This window comes from Zobellella denitrificans (genome assembly GCF_002407485.1).
GTDB lineage: Bacteria > Pseudomonadota > Gammaproteobacteria > Enterobacterales > Aeromonadaceae > Oceanimonas > Oceanimonas denitrificans.
This window is the reverse complement of record NZ_CP012621.1, coordinates 2,970,881-2,988,617: the sequence shown is the minus strand read 5'-3', so window position 1 is coordinate 2,988,617 and position 17,737 is coordinate 2,970,881. Positions and strand designations below refer to the sequence as shown.

The 17,737-nt window shown below is 63.4% G+C and carries 15 protein-coding genes and 2 tRNA genes; 8 read left to right on the top strand and 9 right to left on the bottom strand.

What is annotated here, in order from left to right; genetic code table 11:
• Nucleotides 1-401: 401 nt before the first annotated feature.
• Nucleotides 402-1,310, bottom strand: coding sequence for a lysine exporter LysO family protein (locus AN401_RS14150; RefSeq protein WP_094038356.1), 909 nt, complete (start codon nt 1,308-1,310; stop codon nt 402-404).
• Between the two features lie 574 nt (nt 1,311-1,884).
• Here AN401_RS14150 and AN401_RS14145 point away from each other — a divergent pair.
• The 4 genes from AN401_RS14145 to AN401_RS14130 are packed head-to-tail and all read left to right on the top strand — an operon-like array spanning nt 1,885 to nt 4,956.
• A complete protein-coding gene (locus tag AN401_RS14145) occupies nt 1,885-2,652 on the top strand; it encodes an ABC transporter ATP-binding protein (protein WP_094038355.1) in 768 nt (255 codons plus the stop codon).
• A gap of 42 nt (nt 2,653-2,694) precedes the next feature.
• Complete coding sequence (locus tag AN401_RS14140; protein WP_094038354.1) at nt 2,695-3,471, top strand: ABC transporter substrate-binding protein; 777 nt, start codon at nt 2,695-2,697, stop codon at nt 3,469-3,471.
• Between the two features lie 48 nt (nt 3,472-3,519).
• A complete protein-coding gene (locus AN401_RS14135; RefSeq protein WP_094038353.1) occupies nt 3,520-4,260 on the top strand; it encodes an ABC transporter permease in 741 nt (246 codons plus the stop codon).
• 3 nt (nt 4,261-4,263) lie between these two features.
• A complete protein-coding gene (locus AN401_RS14130) occupies nt 4,264-4,956 on the top strand; it encodes an ABC transporter permease (protein WP_094038352.1) in 693 nt (230 codons plus the stop codon).
• A gap of 468 nt (nt 4,957-5,424) precedes the next feature.
• On the opposite strand, the gene xthA is transcribed toward AN401_RS14130, so the two are convergent.
• A complete protein-coding gene (xthA, locus tag AN401_RS14125; RefSeq protein WP_096779709.1) occupies nt 5,425-6,234 on the bottom strand; it encodes an exodeoxyribonuclease III in 810 nt (269 codons plus the stop codon).
• Nucleotides 6,235-6,281: 47 nt separating this feature from the next.
• Complete coding sequence (locus AN401_RS14120) at nt 6,282-7,043, bottom strand: SDR family oxidoreductase (protein ID WP_094038350.1); 762 nt, start codon at nt 7,041-7,043, stop codon at nt 6,282-6,284.
• Nucleotides 7,044-7,231: 188 nt separating this feature from the next.
• On the opposite strand from AN401_RS14120, the gene AN401_RS14115 reads away from it, so the two are divergent.
• The gene (locus tag AN401_RS14115) at nt 7,232-8,254 is read left to right on the top strand and encodes an efflux RND transporter periplasmic adaptor subunit (RefSeq protein WP_096779708.1); all 1,023 of its coding nucleotides are present in this window, start codon (nt 7,232-7,234) and stop codon (nt 8,252-8,254) included.
• A complete protein-coding gene (locus AN401_RS14110; protein ID WP_096779707.1) occupies nt 8,241-11,333 on the top strand; it encodes an efflux RND transporter permease subunit in 3,093 nt (1,030 codons plus the stop codon). Before AN401_RS14115 ends, AN401_RS14110 begins: the two co-directional genes overlap by 14 nt.
• 176 nt (nt 11,334-11,509) lie before the next feature.
• Here the strand turns inward: AN401_RS14110 and AN401_RS14105 are convergent.
• Nucleotides 11,510-11,594, bottom strand: a tRNA-Tyr gene (locus tag AN401_RS14105).
• Nucleotides 11,595-11,645: 51 nt separating this feature from the next.
• Nucleotides 11,646-11,730, bottom strand: a tRNA-Tyr gene (locus AN401_RS14100).
• 123 nt (nt 11,731-11,853) lie between these two features.
• Here AN401_RS14100 and AN401_RS14095 point away from each other — a divergent pair.
• On the top strand, nt 11,854-12,330 hold the full coding sequence (locus tag AN401_RS14095; protein WP_094038347.1) for a VC2046/SO_2500 family protein: 477 nt from the start codon (nt 11,854-11,856) through the stop codon (nt 12,328-12,330).
• Between the two features lie 150 nt (nt 12,331-12,480).
• Here the strand turns inward: AN401_RS14095 and AN401_RS14090 are convergent, their stop codons facing one another.
• The 4 genes from AN401_RS14090 to xseB form a co-directional block, all read right to left on the bottom strand.
• Nucleotides 12,481-13,563 carry a ketoacyl-ACP synthase III gene (locus AN401_RS14090; RefSeq protein ID WP_094038346.1) on the bottom strand — a complete coding sequence of 361 codons (1,083 nt, stop codon included), beginning with the start codon at nt 13,561-13,563 and terminating at the stop codon, nt 12,481-12,483.
• 143 nt (nt 13,564-13,706) lie between these two features.
• Complete coding sequence (dxs, locus tag AN401_RS14085) at nt 13,707-15,572, bottom strand: 1-deoxy-D-xylulose-5-phosphate synthase (protein WP_094038345.1); 1,866 nt, start codon at nt 15,570-15,572, stop codon at nt 13,707-13,709.
• Between the two features lie 21 nt (nt 15,573-15,593).
• Entirely contained in the window at nt 15,594-16,487 is an 894-nt protein-coding gene (gene ispA, locus AN401_RS14080) for a (2E,6E)-farnesyl diphosphate synthase (protein WP_198401739.1), read from the bottom strand.
• Nucleotide 16,488: 1 nt separating this feature from the next.
• Entirely contained in the window at nt 16,489-16,737 is a 249-nt protein-coding gene (gene xseB, locus AN401_RS14075; protein WP_176441984.1) for an exodeoxyribonuclease VII small subunit, read from the bottom strand.
• Nucleotides 16,738-16,957: 220 nt separating this feature from the next.
• On the opposite strand from xseB, the gene pomA reads away from it, so the two are divergent.
• Nucleotides 16,958-17,713 carry a flagellar motor protein PomA gene (pomA, locus tag AN401_RS14070; protein ID WP_096779706.1) on the top strand — a complete coding sequence of 252 codons (756 nt, stop codon included), beginning with the start codon at nt 16,958-16,960 and terminating at the stop codon, nt 17,711-17,713.
• The last annotated feature ends 24 nt before the right edge of the window (nt 17,714-17,737 follow it).

Below are 17,737 nucleotides of genomic sequence, written 5' to 3'. Positions count from 1 at the left end.
TCCGTTGTCGGTAGGCGATAGCCACGCCTAGTGTTTGAGCTCGTGAGAAATCTAACACTTCTGCGGGAAACGGGAGCCGGAGAGGTATTTATCGTGATCTGGTTCTCTTTTTGTAATCTGCCGATTCATTTTTAAGGTGATATCGATCACGCTTTCGCTTGGTAATTTTGCAACATTTAACAAAATTGAAGTTTGCCGGTTGCCTTTTTGTGATTTGAGTCACTAATTTTATTGATGCAGCTTCGTTTAACTGAGTGATATAAGTCACATTTATGACAATAACCTTCCCGCTCAAGAACAATGATGGTGATCCTTGTCACGCTTTGATTGGTTGTAAAAACGCCTGCCGTGGCCGGGCGGCCGCCGGCGGCGTCGATATGAAAAAAAATTACAGCCCGGGATCAGGCGGAAAGGGAGAGGAAGCTCAGGATAAACACCGGCGCGGCCAGGCTCAGGATAAAGCCGGAAACGATGGCCACCGGCACCACGGCGACGCCGCCGGAACGCTGCAGCACCGGCAGGGTGAAGTCCATGGCGGTGGCGCCGCCGTAGCCGACGGCACAGGACGGATGGCGCCGCATCAGCGCCGGGATGATCAGGATGGCCACCAGCTCCCGGGCCAGATCGTTGAGAAAGGCGGCGCTGCCGAGCACCGGCCCCAATTGATCGCTGATCAGGATGCCGGAGAGGGAGTACCAGCCGTAGCCCGAGGCGAAGGCCAGGCCCTGGGTTAGGGGCAGGTCGAGCAGCCAGGCGCCGGCCAGCCCGCCCACCCAGGAGCTCACCATCACCACCAGGGCGATGGCCAGGCCCCAGGGATTGAGCACTATCTGGCGCAGCTTCATGCCCGAGTTGCGCAGTTGGACGCCGATCAGCAGCAACAGCAGCATCAGCGCCCATTCGCTCAGGCTGTCCACCGCGAACCATTCCGGATCCAGGAACTGGCCGAGCAGCACGCCACCGAGGATCACCAGGCACAGCTTGGCGGAGTCGAGCAGCAGGGCCCATTTGCTGATGGCGGGCGCGCCGCGCTCGCCGCTGACCCGCCCCCGCTTGATATCGAGCAGCCATAATCCGGCCAGGTTGGCCAGGGTGATGCAGCCGAGGAACACCAGGCAGAGCGTGAAAATGGTGCCCAGGTGGCTGCTCAGGTTGTCGACGAAGGCCAGGCTGATGCCCATCAGGAACAGGATCAGGTACACCATGCGCGCCACCGACACATTGATAACGTGGACGATGGACTGGGAGCGACAGGGGATGCAGTAGCCCAGGGCCAGGGGCAGCAACACGATAAGCAAGCCGGAGTACATAGAATTTATCTTCCAATTTATTGATGCAGCTGGGTTTTTAAGCGCTATATTCGATTTGGGACAGAATACGTGAGGCGATATGGAAAAAAAAGCCGAATATTTGCGCCCGGTGGCGGGCATCCGGGGCTGGTGGCGGTTTTCCGCCCTGGCGGTCGCGGCGGGGGAGATTTTGAATAAATCTGCACGGGTGGGGACCTGATCCGGCGTATACATCACTGTTCCGAATGGTTGATCACCACCGGCAGAGAGCTGTTTCCGCGGCGAGTGTCACATCTCACGGCGTGTCTGCGTGCGGGGGCCGGTTGATATAGCACTATCCTGGGAGCGGCCATTTATCATCGGAGCGCGGAGGGGAACAGTCCGGATCTTGACGATTTATTCGCTATTTTTGAATAATTTTATACTGCAAAAGGATGTTAATGCTGTATAAAAAACCGACCGGTATGGCATTATGAAGGTGATTATGTTGTTATTGGTCGGAACTGATGGTAATTTTCCGGTAGCGGTTAACAAGTCGTTAACCATGGATGAAATACATGCCGCCCTGTCGGCATCGGGAATGAAGGTCTAACGGATGAGTAAACCTGCCCTCGAAGTATCGGGTCTGCACAAGCATTACGGCTCCCTGGAAGTGCTCAAAGGTATCGATTTAAGCGCCGTCAACGGTGACGTCATCTCCATCATCGGTTCCTCCGGATCCGGCAAGTCCACCTTCCTGCGCTGCATCAACCTGCTCGAAACCCCGTCGGCGGGGGAAGTACGGGTGCACGGCGAGCTGATCGAGATGCGCACCAACAAGGCCGGCGAGCGCGAGCCGGTGAGCATGCGCCAGGTGGAGCGGATCCGCTCCCGGCTGGCCATGGTCTTCCAGAGTTTCAATTTATGGTCTCATATGACCATACTTCAGAACATCATCGAAGTACCGGTGCACGTGCTCAAGGTGCCGAAGAAAGAGGCCATCGACAAGGCCGAGGCCCTGCTGCAGCGGGTCGGGCTCTATGAGCGGAGGGAGTACTATCCCGGCCACCTGTCCGGCGGCCAGCAGCAGCGGGCGGCCATCGCCCGGGCGCTGGCGGTGGATCCGGAGGTGATGTTGTTCGACGAACCCACCTCGGCACTGGATCCGGAGCTGGTAGGGGAGGTGCTGGGGGTGATGCGCGGGCTGGCGGAAGAAGGCCGGACCATGCTGGTGGTGACCCACGAGATGAGCTTCGCCCGGGACGTGTCCAACAAGGTGATGTTTTTGCACCAGGGGCGGGTGGAAGAACAGGGCGATCCCAAGCATGTCTTCGCCAATCCGACTTCCGAGCGATTCAAGCAATTCATCTCTTCGGCTTATTGATACACAAGCAATACCAAGGACGTTACACAAGGAGTAAGGCTTATGAAGAAACTGTTGGTTGCAGGCGCCATGATGGCCGCACTGGCCGCGGGCGCGGTTCAGGCCCAGGACTGGAAAACCGTACGCTTCGGTATCGAAGGTGCCTACCCTCCCTTTTCCTGGACCGATGAAAGCGGCCAGCTGCAGGGCTTCGACGTAGACATGGCCAATGCCCTGTGCGAGCAGATGCAGGTGCAGTGCCAGCTGGTGGCCCAGGATTGGGACGGCATCATCCCCGCCCTGCTGGCGCGCAAGTACGACGCCATCATCGCCGCCATGTCCATTACCGAGGAGCGCAAGCGCACCGTCGACTTTACCGGCAAGTATGCCCTGGTGCCCAACAAGTTCGCCGCCAGGAAGGGCGCCGAACTGGAGCTGAGCCGGGAAGGCCTGGCCGGCAAGCGCATCGGGGTGCAGATCGCCACCACCCACGACAAGTACCTGACCGACAACTACGGCAAGGATGTCGCCCTGGTGCGCTACGGTACCGCCGACGAGGCCTACCTGGATCTGAAGGCCGGCCGCATCGACTATGTGTTCCTGGATGCCACCGCCATCGAGGAGGGCCTGCTCAACAAGGAGGGCGGTGATGCCTTCGAGTTCGTCGGTCCCTCGGTGACCGACGAGCAGTGGTTCGGCGAAGGTTTCGGCATCGCCGTGCGCAAGCAGGATCAGAAACTGAAGGAGATGCTGAACAAGGCGATCCTGGAACTGCGTGAAAACGGCAAGTACCAGGAAATCAACAGCAAGTACTTCGAATACGACGTGTACGGCGGTTAATCAGCGGTTACCGGCCCCGGTTCGGGGCCGGTATGATAGGAAGTCGTTATGCTGGATCTGAAAGGATACGAAAGCTCCATTCTGGAAGGAGCCTGGGTGACCATAGAGGTGGCCCTGTTGTCATTGTTGCTGGCGGTCACCCTGGGGTTGCTGGGGGCGCTGGCCAAACTCTCTTCATTCAAGCCTGCCCGCTGGCTCGCCACCGGCTACACCACCGTCATCCGGGGCATACCGGATCTGGTGCTGATGATGCTGATCTTCTTCGGCGGTCAGGTATTGCTCAACAACTCCCTTTATTCGCTCAACCAGAAGCTGAACGAGTGGATCGGCGGCGGCAATCCCGATCACCAGTGGGTCAGCTATCTGCCCGACTATGTGGAAATCAGCCCCTTTATGGCGGGTATCGTCACCATCGGCTTTATCTTCGGGGCCTACATGACCGAAACCTTCCGCGGCGCCATCCTGGCGGTGGACAAGGGTGAGCTGGAAGCGGCCCGCGCCTACGGCATGAGGCCGACCCTGGTGTTTCGCCGCATCCTGTTTCCGCAGATGATGCGCCACGCCCTGCCGGGGCTGGGCAACAACTGGCTGGTGCTGCTCAAGACCACGGCGCTGGTGTCGATCATCGGTCTCGACGACATGGTGCGCAAGGCGTCGCTGGCGGCGGGGGCCACCCAGTTGCCCTTTACCTTCTATATGGCGGTGGCGGTGATCTTTTTGCTGTTCACCACCCTGTCCACCTCCATGCTCAAGTGGGCCGAGCGCCACTACGCCATTCAGACGAGGTAAACCATGGACTTTTCAATCATCGCCAATGAATGGGACGTCTACTGGCAGGGGCTTTATACCACCCTGTTTCTGGTGGCGCTGTCCCTGCTGCTGGGGCTGATCATCGCCATTCCCACCGGCATCTGTCGCAACAGCAACAACTGGCTGCTGAAGGGGCCGGCCTGGGCCTATATCTACTTCTTCCGTGGCACCCCGCTGCTGGTGCAGCTGTTCCTGATCTACTACGGGGCGGGGCAGTGGGACTGGCTGCGGCAGTCGGCGGCCTGGAGCCTGTTCAGCCAGGCCTGGTTCTGCGCCATCCTGGCCTTCACCCTCAATACCGGGGCCTACACCGCCGAGATCATCCGCGGCGCCATCAACGCCATGCCCAAGGGACAAATCGAGGCGGCCTATGCCTACGGCATGAGCCGGATGACCACGCTGCGGCGGATCATTCTGCCCAACTCCTTCCGCCGCGCCCTGCCCGCCTACAGCAACGAGGTGATCTTCATGCTGCACGGCTCAGCGGTGGCGGGGGTGATCACCATAGTGGATCTGACCGGCGCGGCGCGTATCGTCAATTCCCGCTACTACTCGCCGTTCGAAGCCTTCCTGGCGGCCGGCCTGGTCTACATGTGCCTGACCTTCCTGCTGGTGTGGGGTTTCCGCAAGCTGGAGAACCGCTGGTTCCGCCATCTTAAGCCGAGAACGGCGTAAGGGCGGTGACTGGGGACTAGAGCACCGACCAGTGTAACAATCGATCAATCAGCTATTTGTTGTCTGTTGCAACGTAGAGAAGAGTCAACAGGGCCACCTCCGCCGACACGCTGTAAATACATCCCTGTACGCTCGCACCTGCCATCCCTGGCAGGTGACGGTCGGCGGAGGCTATCCCTGTTGCCTTTTTCAAGCTCTGACGCCGTCTGAGGGTAGTGCCAGCAGGCGGCTGCGGTGCGATAGGGAGGGCAAAGGGTACTGCTCCGCCGGCCCTCCGCGCCAGGGAGGGCGCGGCGGAGCCCCCAGGGATGGGTTTACGGCGTGCCGGAGGAGTAGCACCCTTTGGCCGACGGTCTCTGCCTCGCCAGAATCAACAATGTCTTCGACCAAAGGTGTATCAGAGTCGCCTAAGTTTTAAACTATATGGTGCTCTAGGGGTTTGGGGCCCTTGCCCCAAATCCCTGCGCTTTATTCCCCGAAACTGGCCCAGATGGGGGCGTGATCCGAGGGTTTCTCCAGCCCGCGCAGCTCATAGTCGATACCGCTGTCGGTCAGTTGGGCCGCCAGGGGGCGGGTGGCGAGGATCAGGTCGATGCGCAGGCCGCGGTTGTCGTCGAAGCCCCTGCTGCGGTAGTCGAACCAGGAGTAGCACTGGCTTTCCTGCGGATGCTGCAGCCGCCAGGTGTCCACCAGGCCCCAGCCCAGCAGCCGGTCCATCCATTCCCGCTCTTCCGGCAGGAAGGAGCACTTGCCTTCGCGCAGCCAGCGCTTGCGGTTGGCCTCGCCGATACCGATGTCGAGATCCGTGTGGGAGATGTTCATGTCGCCCATCACCACCAGGGCTTCGTCCGGCCGGTGCTGTTCGCTCAGGTAGTGCTGTAGATCCTGATAGAAGCGGGTCTTGGCCGGAAACTTGGTCTCATGGCTGCGGTTTTCTCCCTGGGGGAAATAGCCGTTGAGCAGGGTGAGCGGGCTGCCGTCGGGGCGGGCGAAGCGACCCATGATCATCCGCCGCTGGGCGTCTTCCCCGTCGCCGGGAAAGCCCTTGCGGATCTCCAGCGGCTCGGCCTTGCTCAGCAGGGCCACACCATAATGGCCTTTCTGGCCGTGGAAATGGACGTGGTAACCCATGGCCTCGACCTCCGCCAGCGGAAAGGCGTCGTCGTGCACCTTGGTTTCCTGCAGGCCGATGATGTCCGGCTGGTGTTTGTCGATCAGGGCCTGCAACTGGTGCAGGCGCGCCCTGAGGCCATTGATATTGAAGGAAATGACTTTCATAAGGGTGCCCGTTGCTCAAAATGGGCACCATGCTAGCAGAAAGCGGCCTAGTCGGCAGCCGGCCCGTCCGGATAGATCATCCGTTTGCTCATGCCGCCGTCGATGATGAATTCCTGGCCGGTGATAAAGCCCGCTTCGGGGGACAGCAGGAAACGGGCGAGGGCGGCCACGTCTTCGGCCTCGCCCACCCGCCCGGCCGGGTGTTGGCGGTGATCCTCCGGGCTGGGCGCCGCGCCCTGCCGGTCCGGCTGCAACTGGCTGACGTCGATCCAGCCCGGGCTGATGGCGTTGACCCGGACTTCCGGCCCCAGGCTGATGGCCAGGGCGTGGGTCAGGGCGATAAGGCCGCCCTTGGCGGCGGCGTAGGCTTCGCTGTCGGGCTCTGACTGGTGGGCCCGGGTCGAGCCGATGTTGATGATGGCCGAGCCGGGGCGGAGCAGGCCCGACATATGCTTGCAGATCAGCATGGGGCCGGTGAGGTTGACCGCCAGTACCCGCTGCCAGTGGGCCAGGGACAGCTGGCGGATGGATTCGTGGTAGGGCAGGCTGACGGCGGCGTTGTTGATGATGCCGCTGAGCCGGCCGAACTGGCGTTCGACCAGCCGGCTGAGGGTCTGTACCGCCTGCTCGTCGGCCACATCCAGGTGGACCAGCTGCAGCCCCGGCAGCTGGGCCTCGTCCAGTTCGGTCAGGGCATACTTGTCGATATCCAGTCCCAGCACCTGGTAGTCGTGCCGCAGAAAATAGCGGGTCATGCCCAGCCCCAGGCCCCGCGCCGCGCCGGTGATCAGAATTTTGCCCTGGCTCATGCTGTCTCCTCAACCAAAGGTCATGGCGGTATCTCGGATCTTTTACTAAGCGTAGTGGGATTTTTCACGGGCGTTCAGGGTCTTGGGCTATGGGTTGCCACACTTTGTCACATCTTTCCCGCCGCTTGACATAGTCAGGCCGGATGAAGCGGGTAAACTGGGGCCAGCATCAGACTAGGAATGGAATAATGTTGAACAATAACAAGTACAGGGGGCTGCTGTTTGCCGGTCTGTTCGGCTGTGCGCTGGCGGCGTCGGCCCAGAGCGGCCCCGTGGTGTCCACTGTGCGGGTGACCGAGCAGCCGGTGGAGGCCGCGCTCGAACTGATCGGCACCCTCAAGGCCAACCGGCAGGTGGCGATTGCTCCCCAGGTCAGCGCCCGGGTAACGGAGGTGCACTTCGTGCCGGGTCAGCGTATCGAACAGGGGCAGCTGTTGCTCAGCCTGGACGACAGGGCGGCCCAGGCGGCGGTAAAGGAGGCGGAAGCCGCCCTGATGGACGCCCGCCGCATCCTCGGCAATTTCCAGACCCTGTTCAGCCGCAAGGCGGTGACCCAAACCGAACTCGAGGGCCAGCAGGCGGCGGTGGCCATGGCCGAGGCCAAGCTGCAGGCGGCCCGGGTGCAGGCCGACTACCTCAGCCTGCGCGCGCCCTTCGCCGGGATCATCGGCCTGTCCGATGTGGCGCCAGGCATGTTGCTGGCCGCCAACACCCCGGTGGCGGAGTTGCTCGACATTTCCACCCTCAAGCTGGATCTGGCCGTACCCGAGCGCCATTTCCGCCAACTGAAGGTGGGGGAGCAGCTCAGCGCCCGCACCGATGCCCATGGGGAGCAGGCCTTTATCGGCGAGCTGGCGGTGATCGCCCCCAGCGTCAATCCGGACACCCTCAACGCCGAGGTCCGGCTGCTGTTCGACAACGCCTCGGGGCTGCTGGTGCCGGGCATGCTGATGCGGGTACGTCTGCCCCTGAACAGCAGCGTGCAGGCGGTGATCCCGGCCCAGAGCCTGCTTTATACGGGCAACCAGCGCTACGTGTTCGTGGTGGATGACGAGGGTCGGGCCAGCCGGCGCAGCGTGGCCACAGGCCGCAACCTGGGCGACTGGGTGACCATCACCGAGGGGCTGAGCCCGGGGGAGCGGGTGGTCAGCGAAGGCACCGTCAAGGTGCGCGACGGCATGCAGGTGGAGGTCCAGGGTGAAGCTCTCTGACATTTCCATCGCCCGGCCGGTATTGGCCATAGTGCTCAGCCTGATGCTGTGCGTGTTCGGGCTGATCTCCTTCCTGGAGCTGCCGCTGCGGGAAATGCCGGACACCACCTCGCCGGTGGTGACGGTGCGCACCGATTACAGCGGTACCAGCGCCAGCGTGCTGGAAACCCAGGTCACCAAGCGGCTGGAGGACGAGCTGTCCGGCATCAGCGGGGTCAAGTTCATCAGTTCCAGCACCACCGACGGCCGTTCCAGTATCACCATCGAATTCGATCCCAGCCGGGATCTGGACAACGCCGCCAGCGACGTGCGCGAGGCGGTGTCCCGGGCCTCGCGCCGGCTGCCGTCCGACGCCGACGCGCCCATCGTCACCAAGGACACCGGCCGCAACGACGTCATCCTCTGGGTCACCCTCAGATCCACCGGCATGTCGCCGCTGGATCTGGGGGACTATGCCCAAAATGTGCTGGCGGATCGCTTCAGCCTGCTCGACGGGGTCAGCTCGGTATGGGTGGGGGGACGCAAAGAGCGGGTGATGAACGTGCGCCTGGATCCCGCCGCCATGGCGGCGCGGGGGGTGACGGTGGCCGATATCGCCGCCGCCCTGAGAGCCCAGAACGTGGAACTGCCCGCCGGCACCCTGGAGAACGCCCAGCAGAATTTCGCCGCCCGTATCCAGCGCGGCTACGATCAGGCGGTGAACTTCGAAACCCTGACCATCCGCCGGCTCGGCACCGGGGAGCGGGTCTACCTGCGTGACGTGGCCCAGGTGTGGGAAGGGGAAAAACCCGAGGACACCCTGTTCCGCTCCAACGGCCAGAACGTGGTGGGGCTGGGTATCGTCAAGCAGACCCAGGCCAACACCCTGGACGTGGTCAACGAGGTGAAGCAGGCCGTCATCGCCCAGCAGCCCTTCCTGCCGGAAGGCACCGAACTGACCTGGACCTACGACAGCTCGGTGTTTATCGAGAGCGCCATCGGTGAAGTCTACAAGACCCTGACGATCACCATGGCCCTGGTGGTGCTGGTGATCTACATCTTCCTGGGCCAGGTGCGGGCAACCCTGATCCCGGCGGTGACGGTGCCGGTGTCGCTGATCAGCGCCTTCATCCTGGCCTATGCCCTGGGCTTTTCGGTCAATCTCATCACCCTGATGGCGCTGATCATGGCCATCGGCCTGGTGGTGGACGACGCCATAGTGGTGCTGGAGAACATCTATCACCACCTGGAGCGGGGCCGCTCCCCCCTGGCCGCCGCCTGGCACGGCACCCGGGAGGTCGGCTTTGCGGTGATCGCCACCACCCTGACCCTGATCTCGGTGTTTCTGCCCATCGTCTTCATGGGCGGCATCATCGGCCGCATCTTCACCGAATTCGCGGTGCTGCTGGCGGCGGCGGTAGGGTTTTCCTCCCTGGTGGCCCTGACCCTGACCCCGGTGATGGGCAGCAAGATATTGCGACCGCACCGCCAGTCCGGCTGGCTGGCACGCCACTTCGATGCCGGTTTCGCCTGGCTGGAGGGGCGCTACCGCCGCCTGCTCGGCAGCGAACTGGGCCATGTATGGTGGGCGCCCCTGGTGATGGTGGCGGCGCTGGGGCTGATTGCCCTGCTGTTCCGGGAAATTCCCCAGAGCCTGACCCCGCGGGAGGACAGGGGGGTGGTGTTCGTGATGGTGCGGGGGGCCGAGGGTGCCAGCTTCGAGCGCATGAGCCGGGCCATGGGTGAGATAGAGTCTCGCATGACGCCTCTTCTGGAGGAAGGGCTGGCCACCAGCCTGACGGTGCGTACCCCCGGCTTCGGTGGCGGCGTCAACAGCGGCATGGTGATCGCCAGCCTGGAAACCTGGGACAAGCGGGAGGTGCCGGCGGAAGCGCTGGTGAGCCGGATCCGCAGCCTGACCCGGGACGTGGCCGACGTGCTGGTGATCCCCATATTGCCGTCCTCCATCCGCAGCGGCTCGACCTCGCCGGTGGAGTTTGTGCTGAGCGGCGCCGATTACGACGAACTCTACACCTGGGCCGAGCAGCTCAGGGAGCTGGCGCGGGACAACCCGGGCCTGAGCGACCTGGATCTGGACTATGCCCAGACCAAGCCCGAGCTGCTGGTGGAAGTGGATCAGCAGCGGGCGGCCAAGCTCGGCATTTCGGTCACCGACGTGGCCGACAGCCTCAACGTCATGCTGGGCGGCCAGGCCATCACCACCTATTCCCGTCAGGGAGAAGAATACGACGTTTACCTCAAGGGAGAGGAAAGGGCGTTCCGCCAGCTGCATGATCTGGCCGCCATCTATCTGCGCAGCGCCAACGGCGACCTGGTCTCGCTGGACAACCTGGTGAGCCTGAACGAGCAGGGGGCGTCGCCTTCGCTCAACCACTACAACCGCAAGAAGGCGATCACCCTGAGCGCCAACCTGGTGGGCAACTACAGCCTGGGCCAGGCCCTCGACTATCTGGATGGACTGGTGCGGGAGCACCTGCCGGACAACGCCACCGTCGACTACAAGGGCGAGTCCCTGGAGTACAAGAACAACCAGGGCGACGTGGCCTTCGTGTTCGGGCTGGCGCTGGTGGTGGTGTTCCTGATCCTGGCGGCCCAGTTCGAGAGCTTCATCCATCCCTTCATCGTGCTGCTGACGGTGCCCCTGGGGCTGTTGGGCGGCCTGCTCGGCCTGTACCTGGCGGGCATGACCCTCAATGCCTACAGCCAGATAGCCCTGGTGATGCTGATCGGCCTGGTGACCAAGAACGGCATCCTGATAGTGGAGTTTGCCAACCAGTTGCGGGACAGGGGGCTGGAATTCCAGCAGGCGCTGGTGGAAGCGGCGGTGCGCCGGCTGCGGCCCATACTGATGACCGCCTTCACCACGGTGGCGGGCTCCATTCCCTTGATCCTGGCCAGCGGCGCCGGCGCCGAAAGCCGGCAGGCGGTGGGGACAGTGGTGTTCGCCGGCGTGGCCCTGGCCACCCTGCTCACCCTCTTTATCGTGCCCGCCATGTACCGCATGCTGGCGCGCCACACCCAGTCGCCGGAGCACCAGCAGCGGCTGCTGGACAAGGCATTGCGGGAAAAGCCTGAATAGGCCGGAAGCGGTTGCGGGCGGTGAACGGGGGCTGGGGATCATCGCCCAATCCCCATCGCCTGCGCGCTCCTGCGATTGTAGGGTCGACTTCAGTCGACCAAAGCAGGGGGCGCCATTGATATGGACCTACGCAGGCGGAAAATAAAAAAGCCGGTGCAATGCACCGGCTTGAAGGATGGTGGAGGGGACTGGATTCGAACCAGTGAAGGCGGAGCCGTCAGATTTACAGTCTGATCCCTTTGGCCACTCGGGAACCCCTCCACGAGTAAACTTGCAACTTGTCCGCCGACGCTTGGCGCCGGCGCGGGAATATGGTGGAGGGGGCTGGATTCGAACCAGCGAAGGCTGAGCCGTCAGATTTACAGTCTGATCCCTTTGGCCGCTCGGGAACCCCTCCGCGTTTGTGGGGCGCATACTACCAAAAAGAATCGCTTTGTGAACCCCTAGAAAGCAATTAATTTACTAAATTAAAGGGATTTGCTGCCGATAACAGTTCAAATGCCTAATATTTGCACTTTTTATGCTGCCAGAAATCTCCGCCAACCTGCTCGTCAATGACAGTCAGCTCGGTGACAGCCTAAACCAGGCGGTCCACCAGGGCCGTCGTGGCGATTTTGGCCTGTTGCTGGCGCTGTTGTCGGAGGATGCCCGGGATCTGCCCCGGCTGGACGAGCCGGAGGACGAGCGGGGGCTGCCGGACTGGCGGCGCTATTTCGATTTGCCTGCCCCTGACCCCCTCTATGCGGAGGAGGCCGACGCCATCCGCGCGCCCCAGTTGTCCGCCCTGGCCGGCGGCTTGCAGCAGGACAGCCTGCGGCTGTTGCTGGCGATGCGGGCCGAGCCGCTCAGGCCGAGCGACGAGCGGCTGCCGGCGGAGGTGAGCGGCAACCTCAACCCCCGTACCCTGGCCCGGCTGGACGGTGAACTGAAGGTCGGGTTGCCGGTGCAGCCGTCCCGCATGCTGGCGGTGCTGGAGTCGGTCAGGGCGATGGCCTGAGGGTCAGGCGGGAAGAAGGGAAGACAACGGCGTGCCTTGTCTGCCTCGGCTTGTTGGTAAAACAGTCTGATTCACGGGGTATGAGTCGGCCCTTTGTCCGTCTGTTTGGTATGCGTGTTGCTTGTTTCAGCGGGCCTTGCCCGCCCTTGGTCAGCCGCCGTGGGCCCGACGGCAGCCTTCGATGGCCGGGGCCAGCAGCTCGAGTGCCGTCTGCTCGCAGGGGGGCAGGGCGGCATCGGACTGGGCCAGGGGGGTGATGCGCTCGCCCCAGCGGATCAGGGCGGCGCCCCAGGTCAGGCCGGCGCCGAAGGCGGCGGTGAGCAGCAGGGCGCCGGGCTTGATGCGGCCCTGCTCCAGCGCCTCGCACAGGGCGATGGGCACGGTGGCGGCGGAGGTGTTGCCGTACCGGCCGATATTGACCATCACCTTGTCCTCGGGCAGTTCCATCTTTTTGGCCAGGGTTTCGATGATGCGGATATTGGCCTGGTGCGGCAGCAGCAGGTCGATATCCTGCCCGGTCACGCCGGCCTGCTCCAGCACCATGGCGGCGGCATCGCCCATGCCCTTCACCGCCCGTTTGAAGATTTCCTTGCCCTCGAAATTCACCTCGAACAGGCCGTCCACATGGGCGAAGCGGCGCCGGCAGGTGCCGGAGTCGGGCACCGCCAGTATCTCCCGCGCCTCGGCGTCGCAGCCCAGCTTGTCGGCGATGACGCCCTGGGGCTCCTCACCGGCTTCCAGCACCACGGCGCCGGCGCCGTCGCCGAACAGCACGGCGGTGTCCCGCTGGGTCCAGTCCAGGTAGTGGGTCAGCCGCTCGGCGCCGATCACCAGGATCCGCTGCATGCTGCCGGCCTTGATCAGGGCGTTGCCCACGCTCAGGGCGTAGAGGAAGCCGGTGCAGGCGGCGTTGATGTCGAACACCGCCGCCCGGCCGGCCCCCAGGGCCTGCTGCACCGCCGAGGCGGCGCTGGGCACCAGGCTGTCGGGGCTGGCGGTGGCCAGGATGATGCCGTCGAGCCGGCCGGCATCGAGCCCGGCGGCGGCCAGGGCGTGGCGGGCGGCGACCACGGCCAGCTCGGAGGTGTTGACGTGGGCGATACGGCGTTCCCTGATGCCGGTGCGGCTATGGATCCAGTCGTCGGAGGTGTCGAGGAAGGTGCTGAGGTCGTCGTTGCTCAGCATGGCCGGAGGCAGGCATTTGCCCCAACCGGTAATATTGGCATAACGCATGGCGGGCCCGTATAGCGATGAAGGGATAGCCGCGATTATGCCCTAGCCGTCACAGGCTGTCATGCTCATGTAACAGGATTAGAGCAAAACCTCGGTGCCCTGTCCGCCGCGGGACACCGAGGGGGCGCCTGGACCTTCGGCTCTCAGCGCGCTTGGTATTGGCGAATGGCGTCGACCATGCCGTCCGCGTCCAGGCCCAGGAGGGCCAGGATCTGCCGCTGCTCGCCCTGCTCGATAAAGCGGTCGGGCAGGCCCAGGTTCAGCACCGGCACCGGCCGCTTGTGGCGCATCAGGCACTCGTTCACCGCCGAGCCGGCGCCGCCCATAAGGGCGTTTTCCTCTATGGTCACCAGCAGTTCGTGGTTATCCAGCAACGACAGCAACAGGGCTTCGTCCAGGGGCTTGACGAAGCGCATGTCGACCAGGGTGGCGTCCAGCCGTTCGGCGGCAAGCTGCGCTTCTGCCAGCAGGGTGCCGAAGTTGAGCAGGGCCACGCCGCTGCCCCGGCGGACGATCCGGCCCTTGCCCAGTTCCAGCGCCGTCATCGATGCTTCGATCTCCACGCCGCAGCCGCCGCCGCGCGGGTAGCGCACCGCCGCCGGTCCCGGGTGCATGTAGCCGGTGTACAGCATCTGCCGGCATTCGTTTTCGTCGGCGGGGGTCATGATCACCATGTTGGGCACGGTGCGCAGGTAGCCGAGATCGAAGGCACCCTGGTGGGTGGGGCCGTCGGCGCCGACGATGCCGGCCCGGTCGATGGCGAACAGCACATCCAGGTGCTGCAGCGCCACGTCGTGGATCAGCTGATCGTAGGCCCGCTGCAAAAAGGTGGAGTAAATAGCCACCACCGGCTTCTTGCCCTCTATCGCCAGGCCCGCCGCCAGGGTCACCGCGTGCTGCTCGGCGATGGCCACGTCGAAGTAGCGCTGGGGATATTCCCGGGAGAAACGCACCAGGCCCGAGCCTTCGCGCATGGCCGGGGTGATGGCCATCAGCCGGGGATCCAGCCGGGCCATGTCGCACAGCCAGTTGCCGAAGATGGCGGAGTAGGACAGGCCGCCCCCGCCGCTCTTGGGCAACTGATGGTGGTTGGGGTCGAACTTGGGCACGCCGTGGTAACCGATGGGATCCTGCTCGGCGGGCAGGTAGCCCTTGCCCTTGCGGGTCATCACATGCAGGAACTGGGGGCCCTTGAGCTTGCGCATGTTGCGCAGGGTTTCCACCAGGGTCTCGATGTCGTGGCCGTCGATGGGGCCGACGTAATTGAAGCCGAACTCCTCGAACAGGGTGCCGGGCACCACCATGCCCTTGAGGTGCTCCTCGGCCCGGCGGGCCAGCTCCTTGATCGGGGGCACCATCTCCAGCGCCTTCTTGCCCCCTTCGCGCAGGGTGCTGTAGAGGGAGCCGGACATGATCCGCGCCAGGTGGTTGTTGAGGGCGCCCACGTTCTCGGAGATGGACATCTCGTTGTCGTTGAGCACCACCAGCATGTCCTTGTGGATGTCGCCGGCGTGGTTGAGTGCCTCGAAGGCCATGCCGGCGGTGAGGGCGCCGTCGCCGATCACCGCCACCACCTTGCGGCCCTTGTTCTCTTCCGCGGCGGCGATGGCCATGCCCAGCGCCGCGCCGATGCTGGTGCTGGAGTGGCCCACCGACAGGGTGTCGTACTCGCTTTCTTCCCGCCAGGGAAAGGGATGCAGACCCTGGTACTGGCGAATGCTGGCCATGCGCTCGCGCCGGCCGGTGAGGATCTTGTGCGGATAGGCCTGGTGGCCCACGTCCCACACCAGGCGGTCGAAGGGGGTGTTGTAGACGTAGTGCAGGGCGACCGTCAGTTCCACCACGCCCAGGCCGGAGGCCAGGTGGCCGCTGCTGCGGCTCACCGAATGCAGCAGGTAGGCCCGCAGTTCGTCGCACAGGGCGGGCAGCCGCTCCTGGGGCAGGCTGCGCAGTTCGTCCGGCAGGTTGGCCAGGGCCAGGGTCGGGTAATCGGCAATATTCAGACTCATAGGCTTATTATTATCCTCGCCCTAGAACTCGCGTTTCACGATGTAGTGGGCGAATGCTTCCAGTGTATGGGTGGGGTAGGGGATCTCCGCCAGCGCCGCCAGCGACTGCTGATAGAGCTGCTGTGCCAGTTGCCGGGCGCCGTCCAGCCCGAGCAGCGCCGGGTAGGTACTCTTCTGCTGCACCAGATCCTTGCCCCGGGTCTTGCCCAGGGTCTGGGTATCGGTGGTGATGTCCAGGATGTCGTCCTGCACCTGGAAGGCCAGGCCGATGGCTTCGGCGTAGCGGCTCAGGGCGTTCAGGTGGGCTTCGTCCAGATCCCGGGCGCAGAGGGCGCCCAGGCGCACGGCGGCGCGGATCAGGGCACCGGTCTTGTGGCGGTGCAGGGTCTCCAGCCGGGACTGATCGATAAGCTTGCCTTCGCTTTGCATGTCCAGGGCCTGACCGCCGCACATGCCGGCGTAGCCGCTGGCCCGGGCCAGCTCCTGCACCATGCGCAACCGGCGGCCGGCATCGAGGCCGTCGTCCCACTGGCGGCTGAGCAGTTCGAAGGCCAGGGTCTGCAGGGCGTCGCCGGCGAGGATGGCGGTGGCTTCGTCGAATGCCTTGTGCACAGTGGGCTTGCCCCGGCGCAGGTCGTCGTTGTCCATGGCCGGCAGATCGTCGTGGATCAGCGAATAGGCGTGGATGCACTCGACGGCGGCGGCGGCGGCATCCAGTGCCCGGGGGCTGGCGTTGCCCAGCAGCTCACCGCTGGCGTACACCAGCATGGGGCGAACCCGCTTGCCGCCCTGCAGCAGGCCGTATTCCATGGCGGCCTTGAGTTCAGGCGCCAGTTCGTCCAGCTCGTGCAGGGTCCGGGACAGGACGGCGTCTATCCGCTCGCCGTACTGCTGCTGTAACAGCACAACGCTCACCTCAGCGCTCCTCTTGTCCTGGATTAAAGGCCACCAGCCGCTCTTCGCCTTCCTGTTGCAGCAGCACCTGCACCTGTTGCTCGGCCTGGGCCAGCCGCTGTTGCCCGGCCCGCACCAGCTGCACGCCCCGTTCGAAGGACTTGAGCGCCTGCTCCAGGCTCAGCTCGCCCTCCTCCAGTTGGCTGACCAGGCTTTCCAGCTCCGCGAGGGCGCTTTCAAAATCCATGTTTTCCGGTTTTTTGGTGGCCACGGCGATCCCCTGTGGTTCGACTTGCAAAATTGTCGGCAATAGTAACATTGCCGCCCGGGGTTTGGCGAAAGATATAGAGGGCGGGCCGGAGCCGGCTCGTCCTTTTCGGCTAAAGAAAATCTGCCGCTGCCGATAACAACATCGGCGACAAGAGAAGTCGTGACGAGGTAAGATTGGCGCCGTTTCAGGTACGCGATAACAGCAGAGTGAGGACCCTATTTTGGATCTGGCAACCCTTCTTGGATTGATCGGTGGTATGGCTTTTATCGCCATGGCGATGGTGCTGGGCGGTGGCATCACCATGTATATGGATGTGCCGTCGATCTTTATCGTCTTCGTCGGCTCCCTGTTCGTGGTGATGATGAAATTCAACCTCGGCCAGTTCCTGGGAGCGGCCAAGGTGGCGGTCAAGGCCTTTATGTTCAAGCTGGAAAAACCCGAGGAGTTGATCGAACGGGTGGTGCAACTGGCCGATGCGGCGCGCAAGGGCGGCTTCCTGGCGCTGGAGGAAGCGGAAATTACCAACCCTTTCCTGCAAAAAGCGGTCAACATGCTGGTGGACGGCCATGAGCAGGGGGTAGTGAAGGCGGCCCTGGAAAAGGACATCGAGCTCACCGCCGAGCGCCAGACCGAAGGGGCGCGTATCTTCCGCGCCCTGGGCGATGTGGCGCCGGCCATGGGCATGATAGGCACCCTGATCGGCCTGGTGGCCATGCTGGCCAATATGGACGATCCCAAGGCCATAGGGCCGGCCATGTCCATTGCCCTGCTGACCACCCTCTATGGCGCCATGCTGGCCAACATGGTCGCCTTGCCGATCGCCGACAAGCTCGAGTTGCGCATGGGGGAAGAGCGGCTGAACCGTACCCTTATCCTCGATGCGATCATGAGTATTCAGGACGGGCAAAATCCTCGCATCATGCAAGGCCTGCTGGAGAACTACCTGGCTGATGCCAAGCGTTTGCGGGAGGAATAGTGGCAAAACATAAAAAGGACAAGC